Origin of the sequence: Bacteroides thetaiotaomicron VPI-5482, assembly GCF_000011065.1 — a bacterium.
GTDB classification, from domain to species: Bacteria; Bacteroidota; Bacteroidia; order Bacteroidales; family Bacteroidaceae; genus Bacteroides; species Bacteroides thetaiotaomicron.
This window is the reverse complement of the sequence record NC_004663.1, coordinates 3,566,590-3,588,799: the sequence shown is the minus strand read 5'-3', so window position 1 is coordinate 3,588,799 and position 22,210 is coordinate 3,566,590. Positions and strand designations below refer to the sequence as shown.

The window sequence follows — 22,210 nt, the reverse complement described above, 5'->3', positions numbered from 1 at the left end:
TTGGAGAATGGTGCGTTTATTGACTATGTTATTGATATCAATGGTTGTGAGTGGCTATTATTTTCCATTCAGTTTTTCTGTCTTACCGCAACTGAACACTAAAATGGCATTAGCGATGTTAGGTATTGCTTTGGTAGCTTATCAGGGATTTCAAAAACATCGGATTACTTTTTCGAGAGATTTGCTGGGTGCTATTGTCTTTGCTTTTATTTTCTCATTTATCTGCTTTGTTGCTGCTGACTATAATCATACAGATGATTATTCTTATGTCACTTACTTCGTGTCCTTTTTTACGTGGTTGGGAGGTGCATATGTGGTTTGTTATGTTATTCGCGCATTTCACGGTAAGGCGACATTAAATTTGCTCATAGCCTATTCGGCTTTTGTATGCGTGTCTCAGTGTATATTGGCAATTTTAATCGATAGATTCTCGGCATTCCGGGCTTTGGTAGATACCTATATCTCTCAAGGGCAAGAGTTTTTTCAGGAAGTGGGAAGATTGTATGGTATCGGTGCGGCATTGGATCCTGCCGGTGTAAGGTTTTCTATTGTGCTTCTTTTGATAGTCTATCTTCTCTGTGAGGATGAGGGTGTAAAGCAGGTTAGGTGGAAAACTTTTGCCTGTTTATTCGCTTTTTTCGTGATTGCTGTTATCGGTAATATGATTTCTCGTACTACATCTGTCGGATTATTCCTGGGAATAGTATATTTAATATGCTCTACAGGTATTTTCCGTTTGGTAATCAAGGGTCGTTATATCAGGCTTTATTCTATTTTAGGAGGAATGTTAATCGTATTTACGATGTTATCGGTCTATTTATATAATAACGATCCTTTTTTCTACAAGAATATCAGATTTGCCTTTGAAGCTTTCTTTAACTGGGTGGAAACGGGAGAACTAAGAACGGATTCAACGGACAAATTAAATACAATGATGTGGGTTTGGCCGGAAGATGTTAAAAGTTGGATAATTGGCACAGGCTTGTTTGCTAATTTTGTGTATAGCACAGATATTGGCTATTGCCGTTTTATTTTGTATTGCGGTTTAATTGGCTTCGGAACTTTTGTTTTGTTTTTTGTGTATAATGCCTGTGTGTTTGCATGGAAGTTCCCTTCTTTCCGGCTTTTTTCTTTCGTTCTTTTATCATTGAGTTTCATTATCTGGATGAAAGTAGCTACTGATCTATTTTTTATTTATGCTTTATTTTATTGTCTGGACTGGAAAATGGAACCAGTTCTTATAGAAGAATGAAAATCGTTTACTGTATAGCCGGAACCTACAATTCCGGAGGAATGGAACGGGTATTGGCAAATAAAGCCAATTATCTGGTCAGTCATGGATATGAAGTTGTTATTATTACTACAGATCAACGTGAAAAGCAATCCTTTTTCGAACTGGACCAACGTATCAACTGCTGTGACTTGAGAATCAACTATGAAGAAAATAACGGGAAGTCATTTCTTAATAAGTTAGCCAATTATCCTTTCAAACAGTGGAAACATCGGAAGAGGCTGACGGCTTGTCTGAAACAACTTAAGGCTGACATTGTGGTTTCTATGTTCTGCAATGATGCTTCTTTTCTATGGAAGATTGATGATGGCAGTAAGAAAGTACTTGAAATTCATTTTTCCCGTTATAAGCGTTTGCAATATGGACGTAAGGGAGTCTGGAAAATTGCAGACCGATGGAGAAGCCGGATGGATGAAAGAACCGTGAGGAAATACGATCGTTTTGTAGTACTGACTGCCGAGGATAAGGCATATTGGGGAAATCTGTCCAATATGATAGTGATCCCCAATGCATTGAGTCATTCTACAACAGAACTTCATCTTTCTCCCCTTACAGCCCGAAAAGTGATTGCAATAGGGCGATATGGGTATCAGAAAGGGTTTGACTATTTGATAGAAGCATGGGAAATTATTCATTGTGCCCAACCTGCTTGGACACTGGATATAATTGGTGATGGAGAATGGACGGACCGTCTGCAACGACAAATTAAGAGAAAAAGGCTGAATCATTGTGTCTTTTTGAAACCACCGACCGGACAGATAGAAGAAGAGTACCGACAAGCCTCTTTGCTGGTACTGTCTTCTCGTTATGAGGGGTTGCCTATGGTATTATTAGAAGCACAGTCGTTCGGATTACCCATTGTTTCTTTTGCCTGTAAATGTGGCCCTGGAGATGTAATAACTGATGGTAAAAATGGTTTTTTGGTATCGGTAGGAAATCTTCCGATGTTAGCCGACAGGATAATGAGACTGATGGAAGATGAAGGTTTGCGTAAACGTATGGGAATGAATGCGTACCATAATTCAAAAACATTCTCGGAGGAACGAATTATGCAATGTTGGATTGATATGTTCGATAAGTTAGTATCACAAAGATGAGTAGCAAGCGAAAGACGATTGTTGTCTCAGCGGTTAGTTTACGTAAGGGAGGTACATTAACGATATTGCAAGATTGCTTATGTTATCTTTCTGCTTTGGCAGCCGACGGCAATTATCGGGTTATTGCATTGGTACATAAAAGAGAATTGGCTGACTATCCGCACATTGAATATATTGAAATGCCGGACGTTATCAAAGGGTGGGGACGACGTTTGTGGTGTGAATATGTGACAATGTATAAATTGTCACAAAAAATAATGCCTGTATATTTATGGCTGTCTCTTCATGATGCGACTCCAAGGGTGGTGGCTGAACGTCGGGTTGTCTATTGCCAGACTTCTTTCCCTTTTTATAAATGGAGTTGGAGGGATTTTCTGTTTGACTATAAGATTGTTCTATTTGCTTTATTTACCCGTTGGATTTATCGGATCAATGTGCATCGGAATACTTACCTGATTGTACAACAGGAATGGTTACGTTCCGGATTGAGCCGGATGTTGGGGGTAAAAAAAGAAAAGTTCATAGTAGCTCCTCCGGAACGTAAAGAGAATGATGTGATTGCAGAAATAGTAGAACTTTCCTGTTTTACATTCTTTTATGCTGCCACACCAGATTGCCATAAGAATTTTGAGCTGCTATGCGACGCTGCTTCTCTGTTGGAACAAGAGCTTGGAAAAGGAAGGTTCAAAGTGGTCTTGACTATTAGCGGACAAGAAAATAAATATGCACAGTGGTTATATAAAAAGTTCGGTTCGGTAAGTTCGATAGAGTTCGCAGGATTCATGAGCAGAGAAAAACTTTTTGGTTATTATCATGCAGTTGATTGCCTTGTGTTTCCGTCAAAGGTGGAAACATGGGGATTACCCGTATCTGAATTTATGGCAACGGGTAAGCCGATGCTTCTAGCCGACCTTCCGTATGCTCACGAGACTGCCGCTGGAAGTATGCAAACTGCATTTTTTAAATTGTCGGACCCGGTTCAATTAATGAATCTGATGAAACGGTTATGTGAAGATGACTTTACTTTTCTAACGAGTATCGGTACTTCTGATAAACGTTTCTCATTCGCTTCATCCTGGCGGGAATTATTCGATTCTATATTAAATTAATTTTTTCAGTCCGGTACTATATATGCGGTAAGTGACAAACTAAACTTATGAAGAGTAAGAAATAGATATTTTATTAAAAATGAGAATACTACAAATAGGCAAATTCTATCCGATAAGGGGAGGGATAGAGAAAGTGATGTATGACATCACAATGGGACTGTCACAGAGACAGGTTTATTGTGATATGCTATGCGCCTCGGCCGAAAAACAGAAACCTGAGAATCTATTATTGAATGATTATGCACGTATACTATGTGTGTCCACCTGGAAAAAAGTGGCGGCTACTATGTTATCTCCGGCTATGATTTTCCGGTTGCGTAAAATAAACAAAGAATATGATATCATTCATATCCATCATCCGGATCCAATGGCATGTCTGGCATTATTCCTGTCTGGTTACAAAGGTCCGGTAGTCCTGCACTGGCATAGTGATATACTGAAACAGAAAATGTTGTTGAAGCTCTATTCACCATTACAAAATTGGTTGCTTCGAAGAGCAAAAGTAATTGTTGGCACCACCCCCGTTTATGTACAGGAATCTCCGTTTTTGGAAAACATACAGCGCAAAGTTATCAGTGTTCCTATCGGAATAGATGAAATGAAGCCGGTTCCCGGGCGGGTGGCACAAATAAAAGAAAGATATGCCGGAAAGAAAATCATATTCTCTTTGGGACGTCTGGTAGAGTACAAAGGCTATGAATATCTGATAAAGGCTTCTCAAAAGTTGAATGACGACTATATTATATTGATAGGTGGCAAAGGTCCCCTTCAAGAGTATTTGCAATCCTTGATTGATGAACTGGGAGTGAGGAAAAAAGTAAAACTGCTGGGATTTATAGATGACAAAGATCTGCCGGATTATTTCGGTGCCTGTGATCTGTTTTGTTTAAGTTCGATTTGGAAAACGGAGGCTTTTGGTATTGTACAGATTGAAGCAATGTCCTGTGGAAAGCCTGTGATTGCTATGAATATCCCGGAGTCCGGAGTCAGTTGGGTGAATATAAACAGGTTCTCCGGAATTAACGTAAAACCTGAAGATGCAGATGCATTGGCAGAGGCGATTACTGCTGTTCTGACAGATGAATGCCTGTATGAAGAGTTAGCAAGAGGAGCGCGAAGACGTTATGAGACTATGTTTACTAAAGAGCTAATGACAGAACTATGTCTGAATCTTTATTCGGGAGTATTGGACAGTTCTGAAACCGATTATCCGGCCAACAAAAAAGAATGAATTCCGAAAAGTTGTAATCAAAGAAAAACAAGCTATATGAAAAGAAATGTGTATGTGGGAGTACTTTTGACAGCGTTATTGATGACTTCTTGCATCAATACGAAAAGAATCGTTTATCTGGAGGATATGAAAGAATCGTTATCTTATCCGATGAATGCCCAACCGGAAATGAAGATTCAACGGGATGACCGGCTTAGTATTGTTGTCAGTTCACGGAATCCCGAACTGACGGTTCCTTTCAATATATCGACCGGAGGAAACTTTCAGGTAACTTCCAGTGGAGATGTAGCTACCGGTACCGATATGCAAAAATGTGAAAAAGGGTATATGGTAGATTTGAATGGATATATCGAATTTCCGGTTTTAGGAAAACTGAAAGTGGTAGATTTATCATGTAAGCAAGTAGCTGAGCTAATTAAAAAGCGGCTGATTGATGAAAATCTGATCAATGATCCTTTGGTATTTATCGATATTTTGAATATAAAGATTACTGTGATGGGAGAAGTTGAAAGTCCTCAGGTTTTAAAGATAGATGATAGCCGGATTACTTTGCTCGAAGCAATCACCCGAACAGGCGGAGTGACTTCCAATGCTCTTTTGGACAGGGTAGCGGTCATTCGCGAAGAAGGGAACGAACGCAGAATGTATATGCATGATATCCGTTCGTCGGACATTTTCTACTCTCCTTGTTATTATTTACAGCAGAATGACATGGTATATGTACATCCTAAGTTTGCAGAAGCCAATACGAAGGAAAGACGTACATTAAGTTTTTATTCGTTCGGTCTGACTCTTTTAAGTTTGATTACTACAATAACTGTCTTATTAAAATAATAGCCGATTACTGCATATGGAAAAACAAAAGAAGATGGCTTTGACAGAGGAGGAAAAGTCTATTAATATCGTTGACCTTTTTATATACCTGATAGCTCATTGGAAATGGTTTGTCCTTTCTATTCTGCTGTTTGGGGGATATTTCTGGTATAGCTACTGTGAGACCCCGTTTGTATATAGCCGCACGGCAATAGTAATGATTAAAACACCAGCCAATTCGCGGTCGGCAATGCAGTTGAATAACGCTGATTTCATAGGCCAAGTCAATGTGGCGAGTGAAATTCTGCAATTCAAGTCGAAGGAATTGATGCGGAAAGTGATAGATCGTCTGCATGCGGATGTCAGTTACATGGTGCGTGATGGCCTGCGTCCCAGAGAACTCTATACGGACTCTCCTGTACGGGTTGCCTTTCTGGAGGCTGGGCTGGATGAAGTGTGTTCTTTGTCTGTTATACCTAAAAATAAACAGCAGGTGGAGTTGGCAGACTTTTCGCTCGATGAACTCGAACAACGAAAGACTGTGAATCTGAATGACACTGTTGATACGCCATTAGGAAAACTGATTGTATTTACTGCTGAAAATTATAGTGAATCCTATTTTGACAGACCAATCAAGGTGACCAGTAAGTCCCGGGAAGGGATGGTCGCTTTCTGGCTCTCTAATCTGACAATCAGACAGATGAGTGGTGATGCCGCTTTGCTGAGTATGACTATGAATGACCTGTCACCTACACGGGCAGCCGATATTCTTGATATGTTGATTACCGTTTATAACGAAGAAGCCATAAAGGATAAAAACCGTATTTCCGTGAATACGGCAGAATTTATCAAAGAGCGTCTTCAGATTATTGAGCATGAATTAGGGAGTGTGGAAACTGATATTGAGGATCTGAAAAGAGCGAATAACGGCGTTGATATTAATACAGTTGCAGGTATGTATATACAAGATAGCAGGCAATATGAATCATCAATCAAGGAACTGGATACTCAGCTTCAGTTGGTATCATTTATTAAACAGTATTTGCAGGATTCAAACAAGGATGACGAACTGATCCCCAGTAATATCGGACTGTCTGATCTTAGTATTGAGAGCCAGATTTCTCGCTATAATGAAACGTTGCTGCGTCGTAACCGTTTGGTAAGTGGCAGTAGCAGCAATAATCCTGTTGTTCAGGAGTTGAATCGTATCATGCAGACGATGAAACAAAATATTTATATGGCAGTAGATAATTTATCTAAAAGCTTGAGACTGAAGAAACAAGATTATATGCGTCAGGAGAGCCATGTGCGTCAAAAAGTGCAAGCCGTTCCTGGGAAGCAAAGGGAAATGTTATCTATAGAACGGCAACAGAAAGTAAAGGAATCTTTGTACATATTCCTACTGAATAAACGGGAGGAGAACGCTTTAAGCCAGGCGATGGTGGATAATAATGCAAGAATCCTTGATCCGGTTTCGGGAAGTAACTTGCCGATCTCTCCCAATAAATATAAAAAGATGATACTCGGAGTAGGATGTGGTATCATTGTACCTTCTGTCATTCTGTTATTGATTTTAATGCTGGACACCCGGGTGCATAATAGAAAAGAAGTTGAGGCTGTTGTCAGTGCTCCATTCCTTGCGGATATCCCACAGACAGCCAAAGCGTCTGTGGATGCACACGAAGTTGTAGTGCGTGCACGGGGACTTGATCCGTTGTCCGAAGCTTTTCGTATCCTTCGCACCAATTTAGGGTTTATGCTGTCACAGGCGCAAGACCATAAAATTATCACATTGACTTCTTTTAATATAGGGGCTGGCAAAACTTTTGTTTCTGTTAATCTGGCTGCCAGTTTGGTGCAGACCAAAAAGAAAGTTCTTATACTTGATCTGGACCTTAGAAAAGGGAAAATGAGTGAGATGGCGCATAGCAAGCATGTCAAAGGAGTAGCACACTATTTATCCAATCCATCCATTGTTGTAGACGATCTTATTCTGCGGGATGCTTTCGGTGAAGGGCTTGATTTAATTCCTATTGGAGTCATTGCGCCTAATCCTACAGAATTGTTGTTGAGTAGGCGACTGGATGAATTAATGGATAGACTCAGAGAATTATATGACTATATCATTGTAGATAATGTGCCGATAGGATTAGTGGCAGATGCTTCCGTTGTCAATCGTATTTCGGACTTGACATTGTTTATTGTGCGTGTCGGAAAAATCGACCGGCGGCAACTGCCTGAGTTGGAACGATTGTATCAGGAACACAAACTCACTAATATGGCGGTTGTTCTCAATGGTACGAAAAAAGGCAGTAGCGGCTATGGTTATGGTTACGGTTATGGACAGGGTTATGGTTATAAGAATGCGGAAAAGAAGAAGGGATTATTTGGACGGAAGAAAAAGAAATCCCGGAAATAATGCTATCATTTCTCTCTGACAGATGTTCCGTAATGTCTATATTGAAAATTAAACGGTCTTTTAATCTGATTCCGTATAAAGTGAGAAGGTTATCGGATTTTATGTGAACGATAAACTGAAAAAAAAGCCCCAACTTTGCAGTTGGAACTTGGTATATTGAATTTTAATGAAAAGAATCACTTATGAGAAAAGTAATTGTTCTATCGGCCTTGTTGCTGATAACAGGAATGAGTGTTTATGCACAAGAGGACTACTCTAAATCTTTAAAAACGACAACTACAATCGTAGAAAATGCTGATAAATATAAAGTAGAAACCAATCGCTTTTGGAGCAACTGGTTTGTAACTGCCGGTGGTGGCGGACTGATCTTTTTCGGTGACCATAATATGCAGATGAAATTTGGCGACCGTCTGAGTCCGGCATTGGACATCGGTTTTGGAAAGTGGTTTACCCCCGGCATCGGTATACGCTTCATGTATAGCGGACTGACTATCAAAGGTGCTACACAGAACGGCAGTCACTCTACCGGAAAAGTGTACGATGCTTCACAATGGCTGGACGAACAGAAATTCGACTTTATGAATATTCATGGAGACGTGCTGTTCAATGCCTCGAATCTGCTTTGTGGTTATAATGAAAAACGTTTTTGGTCTGTAACTCCCTATGTCGGTTTAGGCTGGATACTCACATGGGAAAGTCCGCGTGCACGTAACTTCAATGCCAGTATCGGTCTGATCAACTCGTTTCGTCTGAGTTCTGCGTTCGACTTGAATCTGGATGTGCGTGGTACTGCGACAAAGGATGAGTTTGACGGTGAACGTGGCGGGCGTAAAGAAGAAGGATTATTGTCCGTAACAGTAGGAGTTACTTATAAATTCCCACGGCGTACATGGGGGCGCAGCACTGTCAAGACCATTACCTTTAGTGATGAAGAACTACGTCTGATGCGCGAACAACTGAAAGCGATGAATGACGAGAACAATCGTCTGAAAGACGAATTAGCAACTTCCAATAAGGTTACGGAAAGAGTGGTGGAAACGAATATCCTCTCTGCTCCTTATCTGGTCACTTTCCAGATATCAAGGTATGCTCTTAGCAATGAAGCTCGTGTAAATATCGGATTTCAGGCTAAGATAATGAAGGAAAACAAGAATGCTGTCTATACGATTATCGGTTATGCCGATAAGGGTACAGGGACTAAGGAGTTTAACCAGTTTTTGAGCAAGGCTCGTGCGGAAGCAGTCTACAACTGTCTGGTCAATGAGTTCGGAGTACCGGCATCGCAACTGAAAATAACTTATGAAGGTGGTGTGGACAATATGTTCTATGATGATCCGAGAGTAAGCCGTGCAGTGATAACGGTGATTAAATAAACCCTTTTACATAAATATGGATGAGATGAGATAAAAAACACACTTATAAAACAATTTGTAATTAGTTGAAAGATGCATAAGCATCTATAAATCTCATGGGGCATAACTTCGGTAACGGAGTGCCTCGAAAAATAGTCATCTGTGAAGATGGTCGCTATTGCTTGTTTGAAAGCATCTTTTTCCAGTGGGGGAGAGGTGCTTTCTCATGGCTTATCCGTTAAACACTTGACAAACGCTTTTTATTGTTGTATATTTGTAGTTCCAAACCTGAACTGAATAATATAAGAACGATAAATAAAATGAGAAAATTAGTATGGAATCATCGGCTGTGGTGGTATAATATAGTAACAAATAGTACTTATCTCTCTGACGTATAGCCGAGGATAGGATGCTCCGATATAGGAAAAGGCTGCGAACTTTATGAGTTTTGCAGCCTTTTTTGTATTATAAATTCAATCCAGATTCTACAAATTCCTATTTTAAAGTTTATAATAAACGAGGGGGACGTTTATAATAAACGATCACAGTATTTATTATAAACCCGGTTGCCGTTTATGCATTGAACTGTAATTATTTTCGTATGCTTGGAAGTGTGTAATTGGAATAAAATAAAATGCTGGTAATTATAGTGAACATGTATGGCGTCTGTGATCTGTCAGATATGAAGTAAAATGAAAGAACAACGGCTTTCTTTTTTCAAGTTTGTGCTTTATTCTTTTTCTAAGGGAGGTGAAGACGGTGATCATTTTTGATATTCAGCAGTCTGGATTCTTACAGCGGACAGACGGTTATTCCTCTAAATGCAAAAGTTTTAATTTCCTTCCATCTATTTAAGAGTATTTACCTTATCTTTGTTGCCGAAATAAAATATGATCATGAGGAACACATTTTATATTCTATTGGCATTGGTTACTTTATTTCTGCAAAAGGTAAGCGGAGAAGAGAATTCTAGTTATTATTTTACTCACATAAATGGAGATAACGGGCTTTCGTCGAGTAACGTGAAAGCGATTATCCAGGATAGCTACGGTTTTATGTGGTTCGGAACGAAGAATGGTCTCAATCGTTTTGACGGTACTTCCATCCTGCGGATGAACTGCGAAGATCATCAGTTAAAGAAAGGCAATAATAACATTTCCGCTTTGTATGAGGATGCCAACCGCACACTTTGGGTGGGTACGGACAGGGGTGTCTATTTGTATCATCCGGCTTCTGATGTATTCACCCATATAAACCAAAAGACAAAAGAGGGTAAAACAATGGATAACTGGGTGTCGGCCATCGTAGGCGATACACAGGGTAATATATGGGTTATTATCCCCGATCAGGGAATATTCCGTTATAAAGACAACGAATTATATTTTTATGAAATCAGCAATAGGAGACAATTTAAGCAGGAATCTCCCAATTGTATTTGTGTCCGTGAAAATGGGGAAGTCTGGATTGGCTTCTGGGGATTAGGAATCTGTCGTTATAATCCGCAGAATGATTCGTTTGAACAGATAGTGGAGGATAGGGACGGACGTCCGTTGGTGGGGAAGAATATTAATTCTATCTGCGAGTATGGCGATTGGCTGATAATGGCTGCCAATGAAGGGGAATTGATAAAATATAATACGAAATCCCATGTCTTGGAAGATATAAAAGTAGCAGGAGCCGATAATACGTTCTATACTACGGTAGCCTATATGAAAGGTAAAATCTGGCTGGGAACCTTCAATGGACTGTACGTCATTGATGAAAAGAAGAACGAAGTCGTTTCGTTGAAGGAAGACCTGATGCGTTCGTTCAGCCTGTCGGATAAGATGATTTATTCGATGTGTCAGGATAGTGAAGGAGGGATATGGATCGGGACATTGTTTGGCGGAGTGAACTACTTACCCAACCGGAATCTGCAATTCGATAAGTTCGTACCCGGAAGCTCCGGAAATTCACTGAATACCAAACGTATCCGTGAACTGGCGGAAGATGTGAAAGGCAATATCTGGATCGGTACGGAAGATGCGGGAATCAGTGTGTTGAATGTAGAGAACGGTGTGATAAGGCAGGTAAAGGACCATAAATCCGGAAATCATCTGGTAACTTTGGCAGTAGTCCCTTTTCAGGATCAGATATATTGCGGGTTGTTCAAAGCCGGACTTGACGTTATTCAGGTTCCGGGATACACTGTCAGGCATTATACTCCGTCGGAACTAAAGATCGGAGAAGGCAGCGTATATGTTTTCCATATAGACAGGAAAGGACGTAAATGGCTGGGAACAGGCTGGGGACTGTATGTTGCCGAGGCTGGTTCATTTAATTTTGTGAATGTCAAGGAGACCGGATACAACTGGATTTTCGATCTGTGCGAAGGGAAAGACGGTTCTGTCTGGATTGCCACGATGGGAAGTGGCGTGTGGAGATATTCGCCTCAGACCGACTCCTATAAAAAGTATGAAAGCAAGGAAAATGAACCCGATGGGTTGAGTTCAAACTCAGTCAGCTCCGTTATGCAGGACAGTAAAGGACGTGTCTGGTTTTCTACCGACCGGGGCGGAATCTGCTATTACAATGAAGAAAAGGATAACTTTGTCACCTATTCAATAAAGGAAGGATTGCCCGACGATGTTGCCTACAAGATTCTGGAAGATGAAGAAGGAAATCTATGGTTTGGGACGAACCGCGGACTCGTTCGCTTTCATCCCGACAAGAATGATATACGTGTTTTTACGACAAAAGACGGGCTGTTGGGGAATCAGTTCAATTATAAATCGGCTTTGAAGGCGCGCAATGGCAAATTCTATTTTGGGGGCATAGACGGACTGGTCGCTTTCGACCCGAGAGAAGCGAAGACGGATGATTTTGTGCCGCCTATTTATATCTCCAAATTCAGTATATATAATAAGGAGGTGACAGTGCATACTGCCGATTCACCTTTGAAGGAATGTATCACGCATACCGATCGTATCGTATTGAATTATGATGAGTCGAATATTAGTTTCGACGTGGCGTTACTCAGCTATTCTACCGCTGAGGCTAACCAATATTACTATCGGATGGCTCCGATCGACAAGGACTGGATTAAAGCCGCTACCAATCAGAATATATCGTATGCGAAATTGCCTCCGGGACAATATACCTTTCAAGTAAAGGCAACGAGTAACGATAATGGAGGGCAATTTGTCGAACGCTCCTTGTCTATTGAAATACTACCGCCCTGGTGGTTCTCCCCTTGGGCATACGTATTCTATTTTATCTGGCTTGTCTGCGTGGTGGTATCCTGGTTCTTCTGGTATAAACACCGGAAGGAAAAGGAAATGGAAGAGCGTCAGAAACTGTTCGAGATAGAGAAAGAAAAAGAGCTGTATGAGTCTAAGGTCAATTTCTTTACGGAGATTGCCCACGAAGTGCGTACTCCGCTTACTTTGATCAATGGTCCGCTGGAGACGTTGCAGGAGATGGAAATTGCCGACCCTAAGATTCAGAAGAATCTGTCGGTGATTACGCAAAACACCAATCGCCTGCTGACACTGACGGGTCAGCTGCTTGATTTTCAGAAGATAGGCGCTCATAAATTTGAGATGACGATGGAATGTGTGGATATTACGTCGCTGCTTCGTGAAACAGTTGCACGCTTTGAACCTACTATATCCAAGAAGAACAAAGAACTGGCTCTTCATATTCCGGAAGAATCCATAGAAGCGGTCGTTGATAAGGAGGCTATTACTAAGATTCTGAGTAATCTTTTGAATAACGCTTTAAAATATGCCCGTCATTCTATTTGCGTGGAATTGCAGAGAGAGACGGAGGCATTCCTTGTGCGGGTGACCAGTGACGGTGATAAGATACCGGCGGAGATTAGTCAGCAGATATTCGAACCGTTCTATCAGGCAGCGAAAAAAGACTCCGCCTCATTCGGTGTCGGCATAGGACTTCCGTTGGCACGTTCGTTGGCATCTCTTCATAGAGGCAAGCTATATCTGGACTCAGAGCATGAAGATAATTCTTTCGTTCTTTCTGTTCCTCTGGTCGAAAATACCTTGCGGTCTTTGCCCAAGTTGGAAGAGATAACGGTCGAGACAGATACCCTGGGTGAAGGGGTGCCGGTAGAGGCGGAAATGAAAAGTTACGTTTTGTTGCTGGTAGAAGATAATGAGACCATGCTGGAATTTATGTCCGAACGCCTGCTGGAGGTTTTTACGGTGGAAACGGCAAAAAATGGACAGGAAGCACTGGAAGTGTTGAGGAGCAGACGGATTGATCTGGTCATCAGCGATATCATGATGCCCGTTATGAACGGGTGGGAGTTGTGTAAGGAGATAAAGTCGGATATGGACCTGAGCCATATTCCCGTCATCTTCCTGACAGCCAAGAATGATATCGACAGCAAGATCAACGGCTTGAAGATAGGTGCGGAAGCCTATGTAGAGAAACCGTTCTCTTTCAACTACCTCAAAACGCAGATCGTATCCTTGCTGTATAACCGTCAGAAAGAACGCGAAGCATTCTCCAAGCGTCCGTTCTTCCCGACGAATAAGATGCAGATGAATAAGGTGGATGAAGAGTTTATGAATAAAGTGATTCGTACCATCGAGGAAAATATCATAGATACCAATCTGAACGTAGAGCATCTTGCCGAGATTCTGGGCATGAGTCGTTCCAGTCTGCTGCGGAAAATAAAGATGCTTTCCAATCTGTCTCCTGTGGACTTCATCCGTTTAATCCGATTGAGGAAGGCTGCCGAACTGATTCATGAAGGTAAATACCTGATTGGAGATATCTGCTTTATGGTAGGTATCAACTCACCGTCCTATTTCAGCAAGCTTTTCCTGAAACAGTTTGGCATGACACCTAAAGATTTCGAGAAACAAAGTCAGGCAGACAAAGAAAAGATAGACATGCCTTCGTGACCGTCCGGGTGCACTATAACAAATGATGCACAAAAATGAAACATCTGCGGAAAATATGCTTCAGATGTAGTCTGGTGCTGCAAAAATGGTATTTTTTGCAGTGATTTTTATTATACCGCCTATATATATACTCCTACTTTTGCCATCGTTCCGGATAAGGAAAGATAACCCCTTTCGGTGAACGGATTGATTTATCCTTAAATGTGAACTCTAATACTAATTTAAAATTCTGATACATGGAAAAAATCAGGCTTATCTATTTGACTTTGATTTTATTTTGCTGCTGCCAGCTGTCGGCACAGAATAAGACAGTTACCGGACAGGTAACGGCAGCAGGTTCCGAAGAACCGATTATCGGTGCGAGTGTAGTGGTGAGGGGTACTTCCAATGGTACTATCACCGATGTTGATGGAAACTTTTCTCTTTCAGTCCCTGTAGGGAAAGAACTTCAGATTTCTTATATCGGGTATATTACTCAATATGTAAGGGTTCCTAAGAATAATAAGGTGGCTGTAGTGCTGGAAGAAGACAGTAAGGCTCTCGATGAAGTCGTGGTGGTAGCTTTCGGTACACAAAAGAAAGAGAGTATGATCAGCTCCATCGAGACGATCAAGCCCGCAGAGCTGAAAGTACCGTCCAGTAACCTGACGACTGCTCTTGCAGGTCGTATGTCCGGTGTGATTGCCTATCAGCGTAGTGGAGAGCCGGGAAAAGATAACGCAGACTTCTTTATCAGAGGTGTCACGACCTTCGGATACAAAAAAGACCCGTTGATTCTGATTGACGGTATCGAAACGACTACTACCGAGCTGGCACGTCTGCAACCGGACGATATTGCCGCATTCTCTATTCTGAAAGATGCTACTGCTACGGCATTATACGGTGCCCGTGGTGCCAATGGTGTTATTCAGGTAGCCACGAAGGAAGGTAAGGAAGGAGCGACTAAAGTGTCTATTCGTGTAGAGAACTCATTCTCTTCCAATACCAAGAATGTGGAACTGGCCGATCCGATCACCTTTATGCAGCTTGCCAATGAAGCGGTCAGAACCAGAAACCCGCTGGCTCCTTTGGCATATTCGCGTGAGAAGATAGACAACACGATCAAAGGTACGAATCCGTATGTCTATCCTGCCAATGACTGGAGAAAACTTTTAGTAAAGGATATGACCGCCAATCAGCGTGTTAACATGAATGTCAGCGGTGGTGGTAAGCTGGCAAGATACTATATTGCAGCTTCTTTTTCCAAAGATAACGGAAACCTGAAGAGCAATTCGATGAATGGTTTCGATAATAACATTAATCTTCGTTCTTATCAGTTGCGTTCGAACATTAATATTAACCTGACAAAGACGACGGAAGCTGTCGTACGTCTTTCCGGTACTTTTGACGACTATCGCGGACCTCTGGACGGAGGAGATGTGATGTATAAGAAGATAGTCCGTTCCAACCCTGTATTGTTTCCTGCCTATTACCCGTCGGATGCACTGCCTACGGCGAAGCACTTGCTGTATGGTAACGCTATCCGTGAGACGGAGGCGAACTATACCAATCCTTATGCCGAACTGACAAAAGGATATAAAGACTACTCCCGTTCTACAATGGATGCACAGTTTGAGTTAAAGCAAGACTTATCCTTTATCACGAAAGGGCTGAACATCCGTGGATTGTATAATACTTCCCGCTACTCTTATTTCGACGTTAACCGTTCGTTCAATCCTTATTATTATAATGTAAGTTCGTATGATAAAAAGACGAATCAATATAATATCGGTCTGCTGAACGAGAAGTCCAATCCGACAGACTATCTGGGATATAGCGAAGGCTGGAAAGATATACAGTCTACCACCTATATAGAAGCTGCTATGCAGTATAATCGTAGTTTCGATATTCACGAAGTCAGTGGCTTGCTGGTATATCAGCAGCGCGAAAAGATCAATGCGAACAGCGGTTCTTTGCAGAAGTCTCTGCCTTACCGTAATCAGGGTTTGTCCGGTCGTTTCACTTATAGTTACGACAGCCGTTATATGGCAGAGCTGAACTTCGGTTACAACGGTTCCGAGCGCTTCTATAAAAACGAACGTTGGGGATTCTTCCCCGCAGCCGGCTTGGCTTGGGTAATCTCTAATGAGAAATTCTGGCGTCCGATGAACAAGGTGATCCCTAAATTGAAACTGAAAGCAACCTACGGTCTGGTAGGTAATGATGCGATTGGAGACGAGAATGACCGTTTCTTCTATCTCTCCGAGGTAGATCCGAATGATTCAGGTAAGGGATATTGGTTTGGAACCAACTTTGACGAAGGAAAACCGGGAGTGACGGTGAAGCGTTACGATAACCGCCTTATCACTTGGGAACGGGCGAAAAAAGCAAACTACGGTTTGGAGCTTACTTTGTTTGATGCCTTGAATATTCAGCTGGACTACTTTACAGAGCATCGTACGAACATTTTGATGGACAGAGCTTCTATCCCGGCTGATATGGGTCTGGCTGCCAAAGTACGTGCCAATGTGGGTGAAGCGAAAGCAAACGGAGTAGACTTGTCAGTGGATTATAATAAGTTCTTCCGCAATGGGTATTGGTTGCAGGCACACGGTAACTTTACCTATGCGCACAGCGAATTTCTGAAATATGAAGAACCCGCCTATAACGAGAAATACAGAAGCCATATCGGTCAATCGTTGAACCAATGGTACGGTCTTATCGCCGAACGTCTCTTTATTGATGAATACGATGTGCAGAACTCCCCGAAACAAACCTTTGGCGAATATGGAGCCGGTGACATCAAATATCGGGATGTGAATGGTGACGGACAGATTACCGATGCCGACATGGTTCCGCTGGGATATCCTACAGTACCCGAAATTGTCTACGGATTCGGTTTCTCATTCGGTAATCAGCGATTTGATATCTCGGCTTTCTTCCAAGGTTCGGCACGTTCTTCCTTCTGGATAGATGCGAAGGCAACTTCTCCGTTCCAGCACATCAATCCTACGGATGACGATCCTTATCATCAGGATATTCCTTTATTGAAAGCTTATGCCAACGACCACTGGTCGGAAAGTAACCGTAACCTGTATGCTATGTGGCCCCGTCTGAGTACGACAGTGATTGAAAATAACGTGAGAACCAGCTCTTGGTTTATGCGTAACGGTGCATTCCTGCGGTTGAAAACGCTGGAAGTAGGCTACACACTGCCGGAAAGCTGGACGAAGAAGGCCTATATATCATCCGCACGTGTTTATTGCAGCGGAAACAACCTGCTCCTCCTTAGCGGATTTAAACTATGGGACATCGAAATGGGAGGTTCCGGACTGGGATATCCTATTCAGAGAGTCATCAATCTGGGTGTACAAATTAACTTCTAAAATCTAGGAAAGCATGAAAAATAGAATGATATACCAAATGAAGAATAAGGTCAGAAACCTGACATACTTCCTTCTGTTGATTGGAGGAACAGCATTGACACAATCCTGCAGCTATCTGGATGTAGTGCCCGATAAGATAGGAACGATTGATAACTCGTTTACAAACCGCAACGAGGCGGAAAAGTATCTGAATACTTGTTACTCATACATTCCGGGCAATGACAGCCCATACAATAATGTCGCTCTGATGGGTGCGGACGAACTCTGGAGTTATTACCCTCTTACTCCGTACAACGACTTTGGCCCTTGGAAGATTGCACTGGGACGTCAGAATGTCAATGACCCTTTATGTAACATGTGGTATGTATATTACCGTGGCATCCGTGATTGCAACATCTTTCTGGAGAACGTATCAGACATGAGCAAAGTAGGAGATTTGACTCCTTCCATGCGGAAGAGATGGCTTGCCGAAGTGAAATTTCTGAAAGCATATTATCATTTCTGTCTGTTCAGAATGTACGGTCCTATCGTGATTGCTGATGACAATCTCCCGATTTCGGCTACTCCGGAAGAAGTGAGAAAGAAACGTGAGCCGGTAGATAAGGTAGTGCAGTACATTGTAGATTTGCTGGACGAATGTCTGGAAGATCTTCCGAGAGTGATTTCCAACAAAGGTAGTGAGTTGGGCCGTGTGACGCAGATCGCAAACCTGACTCTGAAAGCCAGACTGCTGGTAACAGCTGCCAGTCCGTTGTTCAATGGTAATAAGGATTATGCAAACTATGTGGATAAGGATGGAGAACATTTGTTTAACTCCACCGAAGACCCGACTAAATGGGACACCGCCATTGCCGCGTGCGAAGCCGCCATTGAAGCCAGTCAGGACCCGGAATTAGGATTAGAATTATACTCCTACAAAAGCAACCTGATCCTGTCGGATGAAACCAAATGCCAGCTTAGCATCCGCAACAGCGTAACGGAAAAGTGGAATACAGAACTGATCTGGGGACTTTCTTCACGTTCGGACGCACACTTGCAGAGTCTTTGTATGACCCGTGTCGGAGCTTACCCCAACAATATGTGGGGAGGACAGGAAATGCTGAACCCTACAATGGAAGCTACGAATCTGTACTACACAAAGAACGGTGTCCCAATGGACGAAGATAAAACATGGAATTATGCCGACCGTTTCAAAGTAAAGATGCACACCAACGAGCAACCATACGAACTGGCATCTTATTATGAAACAATACAGATGAACTTTGACAGAGAACCTCGCTTCTATGCCAATATCGGTTTTGACGGTTGCACCTGGTATCAGTATAACTGTCCATCAGACAGTGAAAAAGACATCTGGACAGCGAAGAACCGCGCCGGACAAGCACAGGGAAAACTGGGGACTAACAGCTATACAACCACCGGATACTGGACCAAAAAACTGGTCAGTGTCACTTATGAAGTTACCCAGAGTGGCTATACGACCGAAAGATTCCCTTGGCCGGAAATGCGCCTTACTGACTTATACTTACTCTATGCCGAAGCGCTGAATGAGAAAGACGATGTCAACAACCGTGAACTGGCTATCAGCTACCTGGATCAGATCAGAGCACGTGCCGGTCTGAAAGGAATCAAGGAATCATGGGACACTTACTCCAAGTATCCCAACAGATACAAGACACAGGAAGGACTTCGTGAGATTATCCAGCGTGAGCGTGCTATCGAACTGATGTTCGAAGGCAGCCGTTTCTGGGATCTCCGTCGATGGAAGACAGCCAATAAGGTATTGAACGAGAAGATCCACGGATGGAACTTTGAAGGTGAAACTCCCGCAGAGTACTATTCTCAGAGAACCCTGTATACATTAAAGTTTATCGCTCCGCGTGATTATTTCTGGCCGATTCATCAGAATGACCTGGTAGTCAACCCGAAATTGGTTCAGAACCCCGGATGGTAATGTATGTCTCATTTTAAAATCAGCAGAATATGATATCACGTAAATTTACAATATGGGCTTGCGGCTTGCTTTTCGTTTTCGGTAGTTGCGCAGAAGATATGGTAAAGCCCATTGAAAACGACAAAGACGCTCCTGGCACTGTTCAGGACGTAAAAACAGAAAGCCTTCCGGGAGCTGTGAAATTCACTTATACACTTCCTTCCGATCCGGATTTGCTGTATGTGTTGGCCAAGTATACTAATAAAACAGGGAAAGTCATGGAGTTCCGTTCCTCGTTTTACACGAACTCTGTTACGGTAGAAGGTTTTGGCGATACGGATACTTATAAAGTAGAACTGTACACTGTAGACCGTAGCGAGAACCGTTCTCAGCCTCAGATAGTGGAAGTCGTTCCGCTGACTCCTCCTATCCTGTCCTGCTACGAGTCGTTATCGATGGTTTCTGACTTTGGCGGCATGACCTTCGAGATGGACAATAAGTTCAAGTCCGATCTTGCTATCTACGTCTGTACGCCCGATGAATTAGGCGATATGGTGCTGGCCGAAACATTCTACTCGGCACGTGAAGAGATCGTTTATTCCGTCAGAGGGTATGATGCAGTTCCCCGTCGTTTCGGCATCTTCCTGCAGGATAAATATGGGAATGAGACAGATACGCTGTTCACCGAGCTGACTCCGATCTACGAAAGGGAATTGGATAAGACGAAGTTCAGGGAAATGTATTTGCAGAACGATTCCCGCGTAGATTCGTACGATGGCAAGATGGAATATGTATGGAACGGAAGAATCTCCAAAGATGGTGACAGTGGTGGCGTAGGACTTCACACCGGAACAGGCACGAAAGACGGTCCGGCAGTATTTACCTTCGACCTTGGCGTACTGGCTAAACTGAGCCGCTTTGCACTGTGGGCTATTCAAGACGAGAAGCACTTCTATAACGACATGAGCCCGAGACGCTACGAAGTATGGGGATGCGCTACGGAACCTAACCCCGATGGTAGCTGGGATCAGTGGGTGAAACTATTGGATATGGAGAATGTGAAGCCTTCCGGTTCGCCTATCGGTATCCTGACGGAAGATGATATCGAAGCCGCGAAAATAGGAGATCAGGCAAATGTTCCTCTGGATATGCCGCGTGTACGCTATATCCGTATCAAATGTCTGAAGAATTGGTCTAACAATTACAACATCTGTTTCACGGAACTCACCTTCTGGGGGAATGATAACGAAGAATAATTCAATGAGTGTTAACCGACTGATTAAAGCAGAAAGAATATGAAACAATTTATCAAACATACGCCCTATCTGATGTCACTACTGATGCTGTTGGGGATTACATCTTGCACAAAGATGGACGAATATCTGAAATATACGGATGGAAAGGAAATTCTTTATACGGGTATTCCTGATTCTATCGCCATGTACTCCGGCTACAACCGGGTGGTCTTCCGCGGAGTACTGGCATCCGACCCTAAAATAGCCAAGATAAAGATATACTGGAACTTGAAACAGGACTCTCTGGAACAGGATATCCGGAGAGAAGGGAATGATAATGTGCTGATTATACCGATTCCTCTGGAAGAAGGGACCTATAATTTCGAAATGCATACCTATGATAAAGACGGATTGCATCCTTCGGTTCCTTTCAACCTTACCGGAACGTCATATGGTGACTCCTACAAAGACGGGCTGGTCAACCGCTTGGTGAAGAAGGTAGAAAAGATAGAAGATGATGTAACGATCGACTGGTCGCCGGCAGAACCGACAGCTCTTTATACGATGGTACATTATACCGATAATTCGGGAAAAGTACAGGAACTGAAGATCGAAAACAGCGAAGAAGAAACCGTCCTGAAGGATTACAAGAGTATGACCAAGTTTGATGTGCAGACTTACTTCCTGCCGGATGAAATGTCGATTGATACCTTTAAAACGGCAGTTGTCTCTTACGGAGTCAGTGAAGACATTACCGACTTGTATCTGAAGAACTACAAACGTCCGTTTGAAGGAAGGGATAAGAATGCGGATAATAAATGGGGAATACTCGTTGACTGGGACTTCACTCCCAATATCCTGAATCAGAGTAATGGAAAAGGCGGTTGGTCCGAAGACTGGGGCAATTATTCCATCCATCTGGAATCGAAAGACTGGGATGGAGAAGGAATCACGAATGGTAAGGTCTATCAAAGTTTTGAACTTCCGGCTGGAAATTATCAATTGGAGTGTGAACTCGAAGGGGGCAGTAACGGAATGAACGGATATCTGGCAGCCAGCCGCGGCAGCGTATTGCCGGACATTGACCGATTGAAAGAAGAAGCATTGGGATATAGCCAGTACGGTGACTCCAATATGGGAGGAAAGCATACCCTGACCTTCTCTTTGGCGGAACCTGCTACTGTTTCGGTAGGCTGGGTAGTCACCTTCGGATCGTCTACCTGGATGAAAGTGCTCTATATCAAGCTGATGAACATAGCGGATATAGCCGAATAATCCGGTTTTCATAAGCGCTCGGAATAGTGGATATACACCATATATGCCCTGCATGCAGGGCATATAGATCCAACGCGCAGGACATATATACGCTACGAGTTGGACATATAGATCCAACAACCAGGATATATATGCGCTGCAAACGACATAATTACGATAAGAAAATAAATAATAATACTA

12 protein-coding genes are annotated in these 22,210 nt (G+C 42.5%); all 12 read left to right on the top strand.

Annotation, left to right across the window (positions count from 1 at the left end):
* Window positions 1–7: 7 nt before the first annotated feature.
* The 12 genes from BT_RS14540 to BT_RS14485 all read left to right on the top strand — a co-directional run bounded on the left by BT_RS14540 (window position 8) and on the right by BT_RS14485 (window position 22,030).
* Window positions 8–1,252 (top strand): hypothetical protein, encoded by a 1,245-nt coding sequence (locus BT_RS14540; RefSeq protein WP_008765276.1) that lies wholly within the window; start codon window positions 8–10, stop codon window positions 1,250–1,252.
* Window positions 1,249–2,388, top strand: a complete 1,140-nt coding sequence (locus BT_RS14535) for a glycosyltransferase family 4 protein (protein WP_008765277.1) — start codon at window positions 1,249–1,251, stop codon at window positions 2,386–2,388. Before BT_RS14540 ends, BT_RS14535 begins: the two co-directional genes overlap by 4 nt.
* Window positions 2,385–3,497 carry a glycosyltransferase family 4 protein gene (locus tag BT_RS14530; protein ID WP_008765278.1) on the top strand — a complete coding sequence of 371 codons (1,113 nt, stop codon included), beginning with the start codon at window positions 2,385–2,387 and terminating at the stop codon, window positions 3,495–3,497. Before BT_RS14535 ends, BT_RS14530 begins: the two co-directional genes overlap by 4 nt.
* A gap of 79 nt (window positions 3,498–3,576) precedes the next feature.
* The gene (locus BT_RS14525) at window positions 3,577–4,728 is read left to right on the top strand and encodes a glycosyltransferase family 4 protein (protein WP_008765279.1); all 1,152 of its coding nucleotides are present in this window, start codon (window positions 3,577–3,579) and stop codon (window positions 4,726–4,728) included.
* 36 nt (window positions 4,729–4,764) lie between these two features.
* On the top strand, window positions 4,765–5,562 hold the full coding sequence (locus BT_RS14520; RefSeq protein ID WP_011108518.1) for a polysaccharide biosynthesis/export family protein: 798 nt from the start codon (window positions 4,765–4,767) through the stop codon (window positions 5,560–5,562).
* A 16-nt stretch (window positions 5,563–5,578) separates the two neighbouring features.
* Window positions 5,579–7,960, top strand: a complete 2,382-nt coding sequence (locus BT_RS14515) for a GumC family protein (RefSeq protein ID WP_032840804.1) — start codon at window positions 5,579–5,581, stop codon at window positions 7,958–7,960.
* A 182-nt stretch (window positions 7,961–8,142) separates the two neighbouring features.
* Entirely contained in the window at window positions 8,143–9,333 is a 1,191-nt protein-coding gene (locus tag BT_RS14510; protein WP_008765282.1) for an OmpA family protein, read from the top strand.
* Window positions 9,334–10,208: 875 nt separating this feature from the next.
* Window positions 10,209–14,222, top strand: coding sequence for a two-component regulator propeller domain-containing protein (locus BT_RS14505; protein WP_011108517.1), 4,014 nt, complete (start codon window positions 10,209–10,211; stop codon window positions 14,220–14,222).
* A 236-nt stretch (window positions 14,223–14,458) separates the two neighbouring features.
* Entirely contained in the window at window positions 14,459–17,587 is a 3,129-nt protein-coding gene (locus BT_RS14500) for a SusC/RagA family TonB-linked outer membrane protein (protein ID WP_008765284.1), read from the top strand.
* 13 nt (window positions 17,588–17,600) lie between these two features.
* Window positions 17,601–19,541, top strand: coding sequence for a RagB/SusD family nutrient uptake outer membrane protein (locus tag BT_RS14495; protein WP_011108516.1), 1,941 nt, complete (start codon window positions 17,601–17,603; stop codon window positions 19,539–19,541).
* Window positions 19,542–19,570: 29 nt separating this feature from the next.
* Window positions 19,571–20,776 (top strand): DUF4959 domain-containing protein, encoded by a 1,206-nt coding sequence (locus BT_RS14490; protein ID WP_011108515.1) that lies wholly within the window; start codon window positions 19,571–19,573, stop codon window positions 20,774–20,776.
* Between the two features lie 39 nt (window positions 20,777–20,815).
* Window positions 20,816–22,030: a DUF4998 domain-containing protein gene (locus BT_RS14485; RefSeq protein ID WP_011108514.1), complete on the top strand. Its 1,215-nt coding sequence runs from the start codon at window positions 20,816–20,818 to the stop codon at window positions 22,028–22,030.
* Window positions 22,031–22,210: the final 180 nt, after the last annotated feature.

Coding starts and splice junctions, on each gene's coding strand:
- BT_RS14540 (WP_008765276.1), top strand. CDS start 8: ATGGTGCGTTTATTGACTATGTTATTGATATCAATGGTTGTGAGTGGC.
- BT_RS14535 (WP_008765277.1), top strand. CDS start 1,249: ATGAAAATCGTTTACTGTATAGCCGGAACCTACAATTCCGGAGGAATG.
- BT_RS14530 (WP_008765278.1), top strand. CDS start 2,385: ATGAGTAGCAAGCGAAAGACGATTGTTGTCTCAGCGGTTAGTTTACGT.
- BT_RS14525 (WP_008765279.1), top strand. CDS start 3,577: ATGAGAATACTACAAATAGGCAAATTCTATCCGATAAGGGGAGGGATA.
- BT_RS14520 (WP_011108518.1), top strand. CDS start 4,765: ATGAAAAGAAATGTGTATGTGGGAGTACTTTTGACAGCGTTATTGATG.
- BT_RS14515 (WP_032840804.1), top strand. CDS start 5,579: ATGGAAAAACAAAAGAAGATGGCTTTGACAGAGGAGGAAAAGTCTATT.
- BT_RS14510 (WP_008765282.1), top strand. CDS start 8,143: ATGAGAAAAGTAATTGTTCTATCGGCCTTGTTGCTGATAACAGGAATG.
- BT_RS14505 (WP_011108517.1), top strand. CDS start 10,209: ATGAGGAACACATTTTATATTCTATTGGCATTGGTTACTTTATTTCTG.
- BT_RS14500 (WP_008765284.1), top strand. CDS start 14,459: ATGGAAAAAATCAGGCTTATCTATTTGACTTTGATTTTATTTTGCTGC.
- BT_RS14495 (WP_011108516.1), top strand. CDS start 17,601: ATGAAAAATAGAATGATATACCAAATGAAGAATAAGGTCAGAAACCTG.
- BT_RS14490 (WP_011108515.1), top strand. CDS start 19,571: ATGATATCACGTAAATTTACAATATGGGCTTGCGGCTTGCTTTTCGTT.
- BT_RS14485 (WP_011108514.1), top strand. CDS start 20,816: ATGAAACAATTTATCAAACATACGCCCTATCTGATGTCACTACTGATG.